Source organism: Candidatus Dadabacteria bacterium (assembly GCA_026708565.1).
GTDB lineage: Bacteria > Desulfobacterota_D > UBA1144 > Nemesobacterales > Mycalebacteriaceae > Mycalebacterium.
The window spans coordinates 1-16,721 of sequence record JAPOUR010000023.1 but is presented as its reverse complement, the minus strand read 5'-3'; the positions used below and the strand labels follow the sequence as shown (position 1 = coordinate 16,721).

General features: G+C 53.9%; 10 protein-coding genes. All 10 read left to right on the top strand.

Going from position 1 to position 16,721, the window contains the following annotated elements:
• Positions 1-155 precede the first annotated feature (155 nt).
• Positions 156-1,424 (top strand): FAD-dependent oxidoreductase, encoded by a 1,269-nt coding sequence (locus OXF42_03295; GenBank protein MCY4047120.1) that lies wholly within the window; start codon positions 156-158, stop codon positions 1,422-1,424.
• On the top strand, positions 1,421-2,914 hold the full coding sequence (locus OXF42_03290; protein MCY4047119.1) for a 4Fe-4S binding protein: 1,494 nt from the start codon (positions 1,421-1,423) through the stop codon (positions 2,912-2,914). The genes OXF42_03295 and OXF42_03290 overlap by 4 nt, the downstream gene beginning before the upstream one ends.
• A 156-nt stretch (positions 2,915-3,070) precedes the next feature.
• The gene (locus OXF42_03285; protein MCY4047118.1) at positions 3,071-3,463 is read left to right on the top strand and encodes a GIY-YIG nuclease family protein; all 393 of its coding nucleotides are present in this window, start codon (positions 3,071-3,073) and stop codon (positions 3,461-3,463) included.
• 44 nt (positions 3,464-3,507) lie between these two features.
• Positions 3,508-5,913: a primosomal protein N' gene (gene priA / locus OXF42_03280; protein MCY4047117.1), complete on the top strand. Its 2,406-nt coding sequence runs from the start codon at positions 3,508-3,510 to the stop codon at positions 5,911-5,913.
• A gap of 10 nt (positions 5,914-5,923) precedes the next feature.
• Positions 5,924-8,683, top strand: coding sequence for a hypothetical protein (locus OXF42_03275; GenBank protein ID MCY4047116.1), 2,760 nt, complete (start codon positions 5,924-5,926; stop codon positions 8,681-8,683).
• Positions 8,680-10,086, top strand: coding sequence for an alkaline phosphatase family protein (locus tag OXF42_03270; GenBank protein MCY4047115.1), 1,407 nt, complete (start codon positions 8,680-8,682; stop codon positions 10,084-10,086). The genes OXF42_03275 and OXF42_03270 overlap by 4 nt, the downstream gene beginning before the upstream one ends.
• A gap of 117 nt (positions 10,087-10,203) precedes the next feature.
• Positions 10,204-10,536, top strand: a complete 333-nt coding sequence (locus tag OXF42_03265; protein MCY4047114.1) for a helix-turn-helix transcriptional regulator — start codon at positions 10,204-10,206, stop codon at positions 10,534-10,536.
• A complete protein-coding gene (locus OXF42_03260; protein ID MCY4047113.1) occupies positions 10,533-11,756 on the top strand; it encodes a type II toxin-antitoxin system HipA family toxin in 1,224 nt (407 codons plus the stop codon). Before OXF42_03265 ends, OXF42_03260 begins: the two co-directional genes overlap by 4 nt.
• Before the next feature lie 108 nt (positions 11,757-11,864).
• Positions 11,865-14,945: a helicase-related protein gene (locus OXF42_03255; GenBank protein MCY4047112.1), complete on the top strand. Its 3,081-nt coding sequence runs from the start codon at positions 11,865-11,867 to the stop codon at positions 14,943-14,945.
• Positions 14,935-16,721 (top strand): hypothetical protein (locus OXF42_03250; GenBank protein MCY4047111.1); only part of this gene is annotated, 1,787 nt, incomplete at its 3' end. The genes OXF42_03255 and OXF42_03250, both read left to right, overlap by 11 nt.

Sequence of the window (16,721 nt, the reverse complement as noted above, 5' to 3'; positions counted from 1 at the left end):
GTTGCTTTTCAGCAAAGTGGAAGATATAAGATAATTCAAGCGGAAGAGCAACTAAATGTATATAACACTCCCCAAGACAAGAGTAGCCCGGCAAATGTCAAAGGAATGCAGGACAACACCATGACAAAAGAGTTCATAGTGGTGATGAGAAAGCAATGAAGATCGCCATCATCGGAAACGGCATAACGGGCGTTTCGGCGGCGCTGAGGATAAGAGAACTCAAACCCGACTGGGACATTGTTATAATTTCCGGCGAGTCCGACTTTCACTACTCCCGCCCCGCCCTGATGTATATCTACATGGGGCACATGAGTTACCGGGACACCAAGCCCTACGAAGACCGCTTCTGGCGCGAGAAACGCATAGAGACCCTTCGCGGCTGGGTAACGGAGATTGACGCAAAAAACAGCCGCCTCCTTATGCACAAAAAAGACCCCGTGAGTTACGACAAACTGCTGCTCGCCGTGGGAAGCAAACCCAACAAATTCGGGTGGCCCGGACAGGAACTGAAAGGCGTTCAGGGCCTTTACGACCTTATGGACTTGCGCGAACTGTATGAGAACTCAAAGGGTCTCAGGCGCGCCGTTATAACCGGCGGCGGGCTCATAGGGATTGAACTCGCCGAGATGCTTCACAGCCGGGGCGTCCATGTAACCTTCCTTGTGCGGGAGCGGTCATACTGGAATCGCGTTCTGCCGACCGAGGAATCCGCCATGGTTAACAGGGTCATAGAGAAGGAGGGCATAGAGTTGCAACTTGAAACCGAACTCTCGGAGATAATTGATGACGGAAACGGAAGAGTGGGCGGCGTTGAAACCAAAGACGGCCGCAGGATTGAGTGCGGATTTGTGGGACTGACGGCGGGCGTGAGCCCCAATGTGGCGCTCGCCGCCCCGGCGGGGGTTGAAACGGGCAGGGGAATCCTTGTTGACCGGGGATTCAAAACGGGCGTGGAAAACATTTATTCCGCGGGCGACTGCGCGGAGATCATAACCGGCGGGGAGAGAAACCTGCTTCAGCAGGTCTGGTATACCGGCAAAGCGCAAGGCGGAGCCGCCGGTGAGGCGATGTGCGGCGTTCCCACCGTTTACGAGCCTGCGGAGTGGTTTAATTCGGCAAAGTTTCTTGACCTTGAGTATCAGACCTACGGGCGCGTGAACATGGACGTTGAGGGGGAGAAAAACCTCTACTGGGAAAGGCCGGACGGGCTCGCCGCGCTCAGGATAGTCCACACGGATTCGGCGGTTATAGGGGTCAACGTGATGGGGCTGCGCTACCGCCACGAGGTGTGCGGGCGGTGGATTGAAGAAAAACGCCCGCTTGACTATGTGCTGGACAGGCTGGGCGAGGCGAACTTTGACCCCGAATTTTATGCGACCTATGAAAAGGAGATATCGGGGGCTTTCAGGGAGCAGGCAAAGTGATTGACGCAAAAACCCTTTCTTACGACTACGATGAAGAGGCGCTGGGCTTTGAAGAGCCGCCGGTGGCGGACGACACCGGCCCGACCGCATTGGAAAAGGTGTGCCTTGCGCTTGCGGGCGCGGGCGCGCTGGGGTTTCTGGTTCAGGTTTTCGGCGTCGGTCCCGCCGCCGGATGGGTCGGAACGTGGACGGGGCTTATTGCCGGATTTGCGCTTCCGTGCGCGGCGGCGGCCGTTTACTTCATCCTTTCATACAAAGACACAACGCCCGGCATTAAGAACAACGGCGCGTATTTCAGCGGATTGATGTCGCGCGGGGGGCTCGGCTGGCTCGCGGGGATTGTGATGACCGGTTTTTACATCCTGCTTTACTGGTTTCCCGCAACACTTGAGGGCGCGATACGGATGACGGACCCGCTTGCGCTCGCCCTGTCGGGAAGCGCGGCAAACCAGTGGTTTCTTTACGGGTTTCTCTACACTCTTGCGGTCTGCACATTCGGCGTGAGGATGATAATGCGCTACCGCCACAACCGCTACCAGCAGATACGCACCGTGTCCGTAATGTTTTTTCAACTCGGCTTTGCGTTTCTAATCCCGCACATACTGAGGATGCTCAACCAGCCGGAGTTTTACTTCAGTTACTTCTGGCCTCTGAAATATGACTACCTGTTTCCGGGAACGGTTTCATACATAGTGAACAGCCCCGGCGGGCTCGGCGTTTTCTTTATCTTCTGGGGGGCGGTGATGACCTTTGTGGCGACGCCGCTGCTGACCTACAAGTTCGGCAAGCGGTGGTATTGCTCGTGGGTGTGCGGGTGCGGCGGACTTGCCGAAACCATGGGCGACCCGTGGCGGCAGTTGTCCGACAAATCCACAAAGGCGTGGAAGATAGAGAGGTGGATGGTTCATTTGGTTCTTGTGTTTGTAACCGTCACAACGTTGCTGCTGTGGGCAAACTCCGCCACGGGCGGCTGGGTTTTCGGCGGCATATCCCATACATTTTCCCGGTGGTACGGATTTTTCATCGGCGCGGTTTTTTCGGGTGTCATCGGGGTGGGGTTTTACCCGATAATGGGAACAAGGGTGTGGTGCCGGTTCGGCTGCCCGATGGCGGCGATTCTGGGAATCTTCCAGAGGTTTCTTTCAAAGTTCAGAATCACGACCAACGGCGGGCAGTGCATGTCGTGCGGAAACTGCTCAACCTACTGCGAGATGGGCATAGATGTGCGCGCCTACGCGCAGAAGGGTGAAAACATCATCCGCGCCTCGTGCGTGGGCTGCGGCGTCTGCGCGGCGGTCTGCCCCAGAGGCGTGCTGAAACTTGAAAACGGCGCGACCTTCGCTGACAGATACAAGGGAGCGGAAAACCCGTTTGGCGCGCTTATTGAGGCGGTCAAAAGAGACAACACCAGCGGGATTTTTGAGAGGCCGACAAAGGCGGAAGCCGTTCGGTTTGTGAAGGGAATGAGGGATATGAGGGTTAGGGGTTAAGGAAAGATTATCTGATACTCTCAAACATTTCGGTTCAGCGAGGTAAATTTGGTAAGACTGTGTATTGACTGCGGGCGACTTATCAGAAGTTCGTACATACGGTGTTTCAGATGTCACCAGAGAAGAAAGCGGAGTGGCTGGCACGACCCCGAAGATTTGCCAGAACTTGAAGAGGAAGATGCCCGGTTCGGCAGATCCAAATTTTACGTCTATGTTCTCGACACCGAATACGGATATTACATTGGTCACAGCGGAAACATAGAAGCGAGAATAAATGCACATTTTGCTGATGAAGTTCCGTCAACAGCAGGCGGAAACCCAGAAATGTTATGGAGGTCCCGCCCCTTCAAAAAACGCGCTGATGCAACGCGTTTTGAAGCGGCGCTCAAGTCTTGGCGCGATAACCGCAAAGACAAATTTCACGAATACACGGGGCTTCCCCCAGTGCCATTTTCCAATCCTCAGCAACATTACAGTCAGGGGATAACGTGGAAAATAACAGTCTTGATAGTACTAGCAATTATGGCAATTCTCGCAATAGTGGCATAATAAGACATTAATCTGACCTGAAGATTCTGATATATTTCCCTCCCGTGCCTTCCGTTGAAATAGTCCTTCCCGGCTCCGCGCCCGGCAGTTTTCACTACTCCGTTCCGAAGCGGCTTGAGAAAAGCGCGGGTGTCGGCAAGCGGGTGATGGCTCCGCTCGGCAACCGGCGGACTATCGGCTTTATCATCGGCTCTCCCCCTCCGCCCGAAGGGTTGCGCCTGCGGGACATCATTGACGTGATTGATGACGAGCCGCTCTTTGACGAAAAACGGCTTGAATTCTTCAAGTGGATTTCCAACTACTATGTCTGCCCTCTGGGCGCGGTCATAAAGGCGGCGCACCCCTCCGGCCTCGGAAGCATGAGGGTAAAAAGAAAGGCGTCTCTGACCGCGGACGGCAGGGACGCCCTTGAAAAAGGGCGCGCCGCCGGGGCGGACAGCGCAATATTACGGGCTCTCGCCACAGGCGAGATGACGCTTGAAAAACTGTTTGAAGTGGTGGAGGACGGCGGGTTTTCCAGAGTTTACGGGCTGGAACGCAGGGGCCTTGTGGAGATTGAATATGAAGTGAAGCGCGGGGCGGCGGTCCGCTATGAAACCGTTTACTCCGCGCCCGGGGGCGCGAGCGAACGGAGCGAGATATCAACCATGCCCGCCAAGCGCGAGGTCGTGCGGTTTATTGAGGAGCGCGAAAAGGCGGCGCGCTCCGAAATAAGAGAGATGCTCGGAAATTCGGGCGTCTCGCACCTGAAGTGGCTTGAAGAAAAAGGCATCGTCAAAACCGAACAAAAGGAGATAATCCGGGACCCGTTTGCGGAAATAAAACCGGACGGCAAACCCGCCCCGCGCATGACCGCCGACCAGAAAAGGGCGTTTGATGAAATTACAAAAGCGGCGGACGGCGGGCGGTTTGCGCCGTTTCTGCTTCACGGCGTTACGGGCAGCGGGAAAACCGAGGTTTACCTGAGAGCCATTGAGGATGCGGGGAAAAGGGGCGTGCAGTCGCTCGTGATGGTGCCGGAGATATCGCTCACACCGCAACTTGTTACAAGGTTCAGAAGCAGATTCGGAGACGCGGTTACCGTTATGCACAGCCTGTTGAGCGAAGGCGAAAGGTTTGACTCGTGGCGGCGCATACGGGACGGCAGGGCGCAAATTGTTATCGGCGCAAGGTCCGCCGTGTTCGCGCCGTTCTCAAACCTCGGCCTCATAGTGGTTGACGAGGAGCATGAGAAAAGCTACAAGCAGGAAGACAAACAGCCGTGCTACAACGCGCGCGACCTTGCCCTTGTGCTCGGCCGGACGATGCGGTGTCCCGTGATTCTGGGCTCCGCCACTCCCTCGGTTGAAACCTACCACAACGCAAAAGCGGGCAGGTTCGGCTACATATCAATGCCGCTGAGGGTTGAGGGGAGCATGCTTCCCGAAGTTGAGGTTGTCCGTCAGGGCAAAACCGTTTTCTCCGCCCGGATGAAAGAGGCGTTGATTGAAAACCGCAAAAACGGCGGCAAGGCGATTGTCTTTCTGAACCGGCGCGGTTTTTCCACAACGCTTGTGTGCGACGGGTGCGACACCGTGGTCTCATGCCCGAATTGCAGCATATCCCTCACCTACCACAAGAAGGGGAACGCGGTGAAGTGCCATTACTGCGGCATTGAGGAGAGGTTTGAAAACCGCTGCGGCCTGTGCGGCGGGGAGATACGGCAGACGGGAACGGGAACTCAGGCGGTTGAAGACGAGGTGAGAAAAATCCTTCCGGGGGCGACCGTGGCGCGGATGGACAGAGACGCCTCGGGCGGCAAGACCGGCTTGCTTGAACTTTACCGAAGGCTGGAAAGAGGAACCATAGATGTGCTTGTGGGAACACAGATGGTGGCCAAGGGACACGACCTGCCGGGCGTAACTTTTGTGGGCGTGGTGTCGGCGGACATGTCTCTGGGCATACCGGACTTCCGCAGCGGAGAGGTTACCTTTCAGACATTGACGCAAGTTGCGGGAAGGGCGGGAAGAGCGGGCTCTCCGGGAAAGGCGCTGATACAAACCGCAAACCCCGGCCACCCGAGCATAAGATATGCGGTCGGTCAGGATGCGGTGGCGTTTCTTGAAGCCGAGATAAAGATGAGGAAAAACAGCGGATGGCCGCCCTTCTCCCGCGTTGCGGCTTTGAGATTTTCGGGAACGGACGAGAAAAACGTCCGGCTCATAACCGGGCACATTCACTCTGTCGCCGTCCGCGCGGCGGCGCGCATGAAGCCCCCCGTAGAAATCGTGGGGCACTCCGAATGCCCCATATACAGAATAAAAAACCGCTTCAGGTGGCATATAATAATGCGCTCTGAAAGCGCCGCAGGTATGGGGGCTCTCATAAGGGCTCTCAAAGAGGAGGCGGAAAAGGCCATGCCGCCAAAAACCCGTTTCGCCGCCGATATTGACCCCGTAAGCTTTCTGTAAGATGGCCCCGATGAACAAAATTGTGCCCGACCCCGACTTCGCGGCGCTCACCGCCGAGAGATTTGAGAAAACGCACGGCGCGGCGGGCGCGGAAGAGAAACGCGCGCTGTTTGAAATCTCGTCTCACAGCCGCTTTCTGGCAAGAGCCGCAATAAGAGACCCCGAAGTGGCGTCGTTTGCGGCGCGGGGCGGAGGGGTGAAAAAAGCCGACATTGAAACCGAACTCGCGCGCGCCACGGACGGCGCGCGTGATACGGACGACTTCTTTGAAATGATGAGGAAGTTCAAATACCGCATGCTCGCGCGCATCATCCGCGAGGACATAGGCGGGGCGGATTTCACTCAAACCATGACGGCGCTGTCAGACCTTGCCGAGGCAATTGTGGAGGCGGCGGTCGGCGTGCTCTCCGGAGAAACCGGCGTCGGCGGCGCGGGAAAGTTTTGCGTTCTCGGAATGGGAAAACTGGCGGGGCGGCAGCTCAACCTGAGTTCGGACATAGACCTTGTGTATGTGTATGAAACGGGGGGCGGGGGCGGCGCGTTTTTCAATCTGGCGGAGCGCCTCACCACCGAGATAAGCCGTGCCACGGAAAACGGCTTTCTCTACAGGGTTGACCTCGGCCTCCGCCCCGGCGGAATCAAGGGGGAAATTGCCGCAACCGCAGACGGCGCGATTGACCACTACCTGAACCGGGGCGAAACGTGGGAGAGGGTCGCCCTTATGAAAGCGCGACCCGTGGCGGGAGACAAGGCGCTCGGGCGCAGGATACTGAAAACGCTTGAGCCGTTCATATACGAAGCGGGCAGAGACTACGGGCTGATTGAAGACATGGCCGAGATGAAGAGAAAACTTTTTGGAATAAGAAAGGAGAGAGACGTCAAACTCGGAGCGGGCGGCATAAGGGAGATTGAGTTTTTCACCCAGACCCTGCAGATACTCAACGGGTCAAACACCGGCATGCGCGACCCGGGCACCCTGCCCGCGCTCAAAAAACTGCTCAGAAGAAAAACCATACCGCGCGAGACGGCGGACGGGCTGGCGGCAAGTTACCTGTTTCTCAGAAAAGTTGAGCACAACATACAGCTTGAGGAGGAGACGCAGACCCATTCTGTTCCGCAAGATCCGGAAAAACTCGCGCGCCTCGCCGCGCGGTGCGGCTTTGAAACGGCGGCGGATTTTGAGGAGGAACTGGAGCGGACGACCGGGGCGGCGCAGGCGATATGCGATGATTTGTTCGGCACACGCCGGAGCGCGCGGCGGGAGGAGATTGAGCCTTGGGAAAAGGACGCGATACGGATAACGGAATTTCTGACAAGCGGCGATGTGGACAAACGGCAGGCCGTGCGGAGTCTTGAGTCTCTGGGCTTCAAAAACCCGGACGATGCGCTGGAAATCATATCAGACCTTCAGTCCCCCCAGGCGGCGGGGGCGGACTTGCGCGCGCGCGGGCTGGTGAGAAACCTTCTCCGCGCGCTGTTCAAGCAGTCGCCGCGTGCCGGAGGGGGAGACTTTGCGCTCTCAAACCTCAAACGCCTTATGGCGCACGAAGAGTGGAAGATGTCTCTCTACCCTCTTATCTCCGCCGCGCCCGAAACTTTGGACACATTCATTAAAATCATCGGCTGCGACAGCCCCGCGGGCTCGTTCCTGATACACAACCCTTATTACATCAGTTCCTCGGCGCTCAAAACCGGCGGCGAACTTTCGTCAAAAAGCGAGATAGTGAAGTTGCTGGCGAAAACCGTGTCGCGCCACGGGTCGGAGGAGGAAAAACTGGAGTCGCTCCGGCACTTCAAACACATAGAGACCCTGAAACTGTGCGTGGCGGAGTTTCAGAAAAAAACCGACTTTGAAAGCATCGGCAAATATCTGTCGCTGCTGGCCGCCGTGCTGGTTGAGACTGCGCTCGCAATGGCGGCGGGCAGGGTCGGCGCCCCGGCGTCCGGGACGTGCGTGCTGGGAATGGGCAAACTGGGAGGCGGGGAGCTGGGCTACTCATCGGACCTGGATATAATACTTCTCCATGAGGGGCCGGAGACCGAGAAATACACACGGCTTGCGCAAAGGCTCATCGCGCTGCTGTCCGTGCCGGACAGGCACGGGCGCCTCTATGAGATAGACACAACGCTCCGGCCGTCCGGAAACGCCGGCACACTGGTAACATCCTTTGACGCCTTCAAAAAATACAACGAGGCCCCCGGCGGGGCGCGCTTGTGGGAGAGGCAGGCGTTGATAAAGGCGTTTCCGTGCGCGGGCGGAAAAAGGCTCGGCGCAAAGGTTATGAGAGAGATTGAGGGATATGTCTACGAAAAGCCGCTTGAGAAAAATTTCCACCGGGAGATAGCACGCATCAGGGAGAGGATGGAAAAGGAACTGGCCCTTGAGGATGGAGAGAGTTTCAATTTCAAAACCGGCGCGGGCGCGATGGTGGATGTTGAGTTTCTTGTTCAGGCAATGCAGTTGAAGCACGGGCGCGGCCGCCCCGAACTCAGGGTTCGCAACACGCTTGAAGCTCTTGACCGCCTGACCGGGGCAAAACTCATCGGCAAACGCGGCGGCAAAACTCTCAGAGACGGTTATGTTTTTCTCGGCACCATAGCAAACCTTCAGGGAATATTCAGGCATAATCACGGAAACAGAATCGGCCCGGAAGATTTTGAGAGGCTCGCGGGCGAGTTTGAACCGGCGGGAGATGCAAAGGGCCTGCGCCGGAAATATGTCTCCACGACGCGGGCGATAAGGAAAATATACGAGGAGTTTTTCAATTGAGCGGAAGTAAAAAAAGATGCGTGGTAATGCTCGCGGACGGAGCGAGGAGTGATGTGTTTGAGCATCTGCTGGAGCGCGGAATGCTGAAAAACATCGCCCGCCACATTGTGGAGCCGGGACGGTTCACAAAAGCGGCGTCGGTCTTTCCGTCAACTACGGGCCCGGCTTATTCCCCTTATCTGATGGGCGTCTTTCCGGGACAGTGCGGCATGCCGGGGATAAGGTGGCTGGACAAGGAACTGTGGGACAATCCTTTCAACATCAGGCGCATCAGGAGTTACGTGTGCTATGAGGCGGCGTTTCTGAACGGGGATTTGGCGGAGTCACCGCCCACATTGTTTGAGATTTTCCCTTCAAGCGCAAGTATTTTCAACGAGATGACGCGCGGGCTTGCCCCGGAGAACAATCTCACGAGGCCCGCGGTTTCCGCCTACTGGAAACTGCGAAGCCATTTTTTTGAAAGAGGCAAATCCATTGACCGTGTGGCGGCGGACAAACTGCTGAGCTGTTTTGAGCGCCCGGAGGAGGACATCCCTGATTTCTGTTTCTCCGTGTTTATGCAGATAGATTCGCTGTCGCACAAACTCCATCCCTTTCACAAAAAGGTGATAGACGCATATTTGGAATTGGACGGGATTGTGGGCGAGGTGGCGGGCAAACTCAGGGAGAAAGGGCTGCTGGAACGGACGCTTGTCGCCATTGTGAGCGACCACGGGCTGACGGCGACGCATACGCACCTTGATCTGGCGGGGCTTCTTGAGGAGCGCGGCTTCAGGCTTCTTCAGTATCCGAACATATTCCGCAACTTCTTCGGCGCGGACTGTTCCGTGATGGTTTCGGGCAACGCCATGGCGCATATTTATTTCAGAGACCCGGACGGGGCGGCGGTCGGTGAGGTGGCGCAAATGCTTGCCGACAGGCGGGAGACGGACATTGTGATGAGCGCGGACGGGGGCGGCGGGGTAACCGTTTTAAGCGAAAGGGGGCGGGCGCGCATAGAGCGGCGCGGAGAGAAAATCATCTATGAGACCAAAGGGGGCGACCCTTTCGGCTTTGAGAATATGCCGGAGGCAATGTCAAAAGACGAGCAACTCTCCCTGACGTTTTCAACCGAATATCCGGACGCGCTTGTTCAGGCGTGCCAAATCTTTGAGTCGTCCCGCGCGGGAGACATAGTGGTGAGCGCCAAGCCCGGTTTTGACCTCCGGGCGCGGTTTGAGTTTCCCGAACACATGGCGTCTCACGGCTCAATGGCTACGGAGCACACGACCGTCCCTGTGGCAATCAACACCCCCGTGTCCGGGCGCGAGGCGCGAACGGTGGACATTTACCCGACCATTCTTGAGTATATGGAAACGCCCGTTCCGCAGACGGCGGAGGGGAAGAGTCTTTTGAAGGGTTGAGGGGCGGGGACGGTATTGCCGCCACCCCCCTTTATTGCCCTTGACTTCCCGGACAGATGGCAATAATGTCTTATCCAGTGAACAGATACAAGTCTGTTGACTACAGGATGAGACATAATGAAATCACAGGCAACAGAAACAATGCCCCGCGCGGCGCGGCGGGCTTTGGCAAAGTTGGGCGGGGATATGGCGGTTGCCCGCAAGAAGCGCCGCATTTCCACCGTCTCAATGGCGGAACGGGCGTTTATCAGCCGGGGCACATTGTATAAGGTGGAACGGGGCGACCCCTCGGTTTCCATGGGAATCTATGCGACCGTGCTGGCAATCCTCGGTCTCGCGGACGGCCTCGGAATGGTGGCTGACCGGCGCGATGACACCCTCGGACTGGATATTGAGGAAGACCGCCTGCCCGCGAAAATCCGGCCGCGCAGGAAAAGGATGCGGGCATGACGGACGGCATAGAGGTTCATACGGACCACACCGGAGAGATACGGCTGGTTGGCCGGTGCCATTATATTGCAAAGCGCGGCAGTCAAAGTTCGGTTTTTGAATATGCGGACGAATGGCTTGACTATCAAAGCGCCTTTTCCCTTGATCCGGCAAATCTCCCGCTGGAAAAGCGACCCTTCCATACATCTTCGGGCAAGTCGGCGTTGCCCGGCGCCTTGCGTGACACGGCGCCTGACCGCTGGGGGCAGCGCCTGATTGAGCGGGCTTTCCGCAAAGCGGGCAAAGAGCGGGCGCTGTCCGAGATTGATTATCTGCTCGGTATCAGCGACCAAACCCGTATCGGAGCCTTGCGCTACAAGCGGGAGGGCGGAGACACCTTTGGCCACGACATCGGCCGCTACCGTGTGCCGCCGCTGATTCAGCTGTCTGCCCTCCTCAATGCCGCCGACGCGGTGCAGACGGACACGGAAACCGCCGAAGATTTGAAACTCCTTCTGAACGAAGGTTCGCCGCTCGGCGGCGCGCGTCCGAAATCCGCCGTTGCGGACAATAACGGCACGCTGGCCATCGCCAAATTCCCGAAACCCGATGATGACCGCAGTATCACCCACGGCGAAGTGCTGGCCATGACGCTGGCCGCCAAAGCCGACATACGTGTCGCTGCGGCGAGGTTGCACAAAGTGGCCGGTCGGGCCGTATCGCTGATTACACGGTTTGACCGTGTCGGCGAAAGGCGCATACCCTTCCTGTCCGCCATGAGTCTTCTGGGCCTTGGTGACGGAGACACCGCAACCTATACTGACATTGCGGAGTGCATACGGATGTATTCAAGCGCGCCGACGGAAGACCTGCATGAGTTGTGGCGGCGCATTGTCTTCAACGTGATGGTCGGCAACCTTGATGACCACTTGCGCAACCACGGCTTTCTCTATGACCGGAACAACAAATGGCGTTTATCACCGGCTTATGACCTGAATCCGGTGCCGCAGACAGAGAAGGCGCGGGAACTGACGACCTGGATATCGGAGGAAGGGCCGGAAGCCGACCTTGAACTTGCCCTCAGGGTCGCGCCGTGTTTCGCGCTGAAGGAGTCCAAGGCGGATGCCGTTATCACGGAAGTGGCCGCCGCCCTGAAAGGCTGGAAAAACACAGCGCGCCGACTCGGCATGAGCGCGGCGGATATTGCCGTTTACGCAACCGCTATTGAGGTTGGCGGGTAGATGGAAAATGCCCGTTCCGCAGACGGCGGAGGGGAAGAGTCTTTTGAAAGGGTGAGGAATGGAGATTATATTATTGCCCAAGAGTTATAGGAAGAAGTTGAATTCAAAATGCCAAATGAAATTGATTTCAAACCCGGACAAATTGTCTTCGTCAAATCAAACCCGTCAATCCGTGGCGCTGTGGTTGCTTCATTGCCCGGAAAACCGGAACGCAGATTCAAGGTTTTTGTGGACGGATCAACTCAAACATTTTACGCATCGCAAATACAGACCGAAGAACAGCCCAAGCAAAGGGAACACACTTTGCCCTGTGATCAATTCCATGCTTATCTTACTGCCCTACAAATCAAGTACCCGGGACTGTCTACCCTCTACTCGCTCAATGCCGCCCGTATTGATTTCATACCATATCAATTCAGACCGGTATTGCGATTTATTCGCTCGGACCGTCCGCGCTTGCTCATTGCCGATGGAGTTGGCGTAGGTAAAACCATTGAAGCCGGACTTATCCTGCGGGAACTTCAGGCTCGGCGTGAGATACGCTCCGTGCTTATTGTCTGTCCACGACCGCTGGTTACCGAGAAAAAATGGCAAAGTGAGATGAAACGCTTTGAAGAGCGTTTTATCCATCTCAATGGCGCAAACTTGAGATACTGCATCAATGAGATGGACCTTAACGGTGTTTGGCCGGAACAACATCAGAAGATTATTGTCCCCTACTCCCTGTTTGACGAATCACTGCTACACGGCTCAAACTCCGAAGGAAAGCGCAAACGAAAAAAAGGTCTGCTGGACCTTGACCCGCCACCGCGTTTTGACCTGATTATTGTTGATGAGGCTCACCATATAAGAAATCAGGATACATTCAGTCACAAGGCCGTGAAGTTTTTCTGCGACTATGCCGAAGCGGTTGTTTTTTTGACGGCAACTCCTATTCAACTCGGAAACAACGATCTTTTTGTTCTCTTGAACACCCTCCGCCCCGACCTCATCATAGATCAGGAGAGTTTTGAACACATGACAGAACCAAACCCGTTTATCAATCAGGCAGTTTCAGTAATGCGGTCTCAAAAACCGGAATGGCAAAGTCTGGCGGTAAAATCTCTTGATCAGGCGGCGGCCACATCTTGGGGGCAGGCTCTACTCAGGCGCAATCCGGATTTTTGTAGAATCCGCTCCGAGCTTCTGGAGAATGAGGTTACACATGAAGAACGAGTGAGGATGATTTCCGACACTGAGGGAATCCACACCCTTGCCGGAATTATCAACAGAACCCGCCGCCGTGACATTGGGAATTTTACAGTCAGAAAGCCCGAGACGGTTGACGTACCGTTTACTCCGGCCCAGCAGAATCTGCACGATGAACTGTTAAGAATTCAGGCTGATATATTCAGCCGGATTCACAATAAGGTTAATGTGAAATTCATGATGTCCACCATCAGGCGGCAGGCGGCCAGTTGCCTCTTTGGTCTTGCCCCCTTTCTTGAAGACATTCTCAACCGCCATGTGGATGAACTGCCTGTGGAAGAAGCGGATAATACAGATATCCCTGATTATGAGACCATTGATTCAATCAAGCCCCAAATTCAGAATCTCCTTAAGGTTGCTCGCTCTCTGGAGTCGGATGACCCCAAATTAGAAGCTCTACGCAAAATAATCCGTGACAAGCAAAGCCTTCCGAACAACAAGGTAATGCTGTTCAGCAGCTTCCGGCATACCTTGAAATACCTCTTCTATCATCTAAAACAAGACGGCTTCCGTGTCGGGTTGATTCACGGGGGAACTCCGGACGAGGATAGAGTTGCCTCTCGCGCCCGCTTTGAAAAACCAAAAGAGGATGAGGACTCTCTTGACTTGTTGTTGTTTTCGGAAATTGGTTGTGAAGGACTTGACTACCAGTTTTGCGATTGCATTGTGAACTATGACCTTCCTTGGAATCCCATGCGGGTTGAGCAACGCATCGGCCGTATTGACAGGAACGGGCAAAAGAGCGAGAGCGTTGTCGTCATAAACTTAATAACTCCGGGAACAGTGGATGCAGATATCTACGAGCGGTGCTTGGTTCGCATCGGTGTCTTCAATAATGCCTTGGGCGGAAGCGAGGAAATACTTGGGGAAATCACCCGTGAGATTAGAAACATCGCGGAAAATTACGAATTGAGCAAAGAGGAACGCACGAAAAAACTTCAGCAGATGACCGACAATAAAATCCGGCTTGTCCGAGAGCAAGAAGATCTGGAGCAAAAACAGGCGGAACTGTTTGGTATTCACCTCCCCCAAGAGCGAATGGATAACGAAATTGCCGATGCAACAAGTTTTTGGCTGTCATCTACCTCACTCCGCAGGATGATAAATCTCTACCTACAGCGAGTGTGTGGCAAGGGTCAGGAGTTTATTCTGGGTGAAAAGCCGCTAAAGACACTACGACTGGCTCAGGAATCCCGTGCCAGTCTTTTAAGAGATTTTCAGCAACTTCCCAGACAAAATACTTCTGTTTATCGTGAATGGGAAAATTGGCTCAAGGGCGGAAGTCAGCATTTAGTCATCACCTTTGAGTCTGAGTGCGCCATGCAACATCCCGAAGCCGCCTTTATCATGCCCCTACACCCACTGGTCAAACAGGCGGCCATGTTCTTTGATACTAAACAATGTGTCATAGCCAATCTGACAGCAACATCTGACGAGATACCCTCAGGGCGTTACGAATTCGCTATTTACTCGTGGCACTTTCACGGCATCAGGGATGACTTGGTGCTTAAACTCATCACTTCAAACACCGCAGTAACAGAACATCTTAGCCTCCTCTTGGAAAATGCCACGGATTCTCCAGACCCAATTCCGGACGGGTTTGAAGATTCAGATTGGGATGACTTGGAATCTCATCACTACGAATTATGGAGCATTGCCAGAGACAGGCATCGGCAAAAGACTCAGGAATTAATTGAGTATCGGAGGGAGAGTCTGTCCACCAGTCACCGAGCGCGGGTTGCTCTTTTGGAAGAACAACTCTGCCAAGCAACCAACGAAAAGATTCAAAAAATGCGTAGGTCTCAAGTCACCGCTGCGGATGAGGACTACACAAGACGAATTCGAGAATTGGACACCGCCTCAGAGAAAGCAGATATAGTTGCTGGTCTGGTTGCATATGGAGTAATTCAGGTTTCAGGAAGAAATGCAAATGCCTATTGATTACGAAAAGATACGTGAGGAGAATATCCGTAAGTATGGTGAAGAGACATCCCGCTACATGTCCTCTTTTTCAGATCGAATGTATACAGATCAAACACACTTTGTTTTTGAGATTCTCCAGAACGCAGAGGATGTGAGTGCCACTCGCATACAGTTCGACCTTTTTGATGACAGGGTGGAGGTGGCTCATAACGGACGCCCTTTCAATGAGCAAGATGTAATTGGAATATGTGGTATCGGGGAAGGAACCAAAACTGAAAATCTGACACAGATCGGTCAATTCGGGATTGGATTTAAGTCCGTTTACGCATACACAGCAACTCCGGAAATCCACTCTGATGGTGAAAGTTTCAAAATAGAACACTATGTGCGTCCTTACTCAATTCCTTCCAAAGAGGCAGGTAACTCATGGACTACGCTTTTTGTATTCCCATTCAATGCGAAGGAAATAGAACCGAAAAAAGCATGCAAGGAAATAAGTAACTGCCTCCGCAACATGAGAGCCAGAACACTATTGTTTCTCCGAAAAATCAACAAAATTGAGTACAAACTGACCAACTCAATAGGCGGGACTTATCAGCGCGAGGAAGAGAAGGAGAAGCGGAAACCTGCGAGACAAGTTCGTGTTATCGGTAAACACAATGAAGAGAATGAGGATGAAAACTGGCTCATTTTTGAACGCACGGTAACTGTTCCAGAAAAACCGGAGACTGTGCGCGTTGAAGTCGGCTTCCGATTGGAGAATAAAGACAAAACAGGCAATGAGTTTATTACTGAGAATAAAGATTCGGCATTGGTGGTTTATTTCCCCACAGAGAAAGAGACAAGGTTCGGGTTTCTCCTCCAAGGTCCTTACAGGACAACACGGGCGCGTGACAATATCCCAAAAGATGATGAATGGAACAAAACTTTGATACAAGAAACCGCTGGGCTCATCAGGGACACCTTGCCTCAAATAAGGGATCTTGGCTTGCTTTCGGTGTCTTTTCTTGAGACGCTTCCGATAAGAACCGATGATTTTCCAGATGGTAATATGTTTTACCCAATTGTTGAGTCGGTCCGAAACGTATTAATAGAAGAAGAGCTCCTCCCGGCAGATGATGGTTCATTCATTTCTGCCAAGAATGCCAAACTGGCTCGTGGTGCCGACCTCATCAATCTATTGAGCCAGACACAGATGTGCCAGTTATTTGAGTCCTCATCAGCAATTAAATGGCTTACCAGAGAAATAACTCAGGATAAAGCGCACGATCTGCATTCCTATTTGACTAGTGAACTTGATGTAGAGGAAGTAACAGCGAGGCGTTTCGCCGAAAAACTTGATGACTCTTTTTTATGTGATCAACCAGACAAATGGTTTATCAATTTGTATCAATATCTATCTGGACAAGAGGCACTTTGGAGAGCACCTATCGGTATCCTAAGATCAAAACCTATACTTCGTTTAGAAGACGGTAGCCAAGCAGTTCCCTTTAAGTCGGAGGATGGAACAACTCCTAACGCCTTCTTACCAATACCTGAAGAAACTGACTTTCCTGTCATTCAGCGCTCCATTGCTACCGATGAACAATCCCGAGAGTTTCTTCAACGACTGGGGCTTTCAAAACCTAATGTTTTTGACTATATCGTGGAAAGGGTTTTACCCAAATACAGCAAGACGGACGAAATACCAGTCTCTGTCTCGGAACACCAGACGGATATAGACAGGATTATTCGCGCTATGGAATCAGACTCTGAATCAGGTAAAAGAAGAATCAGGCAAAAAGCAAATGAAAC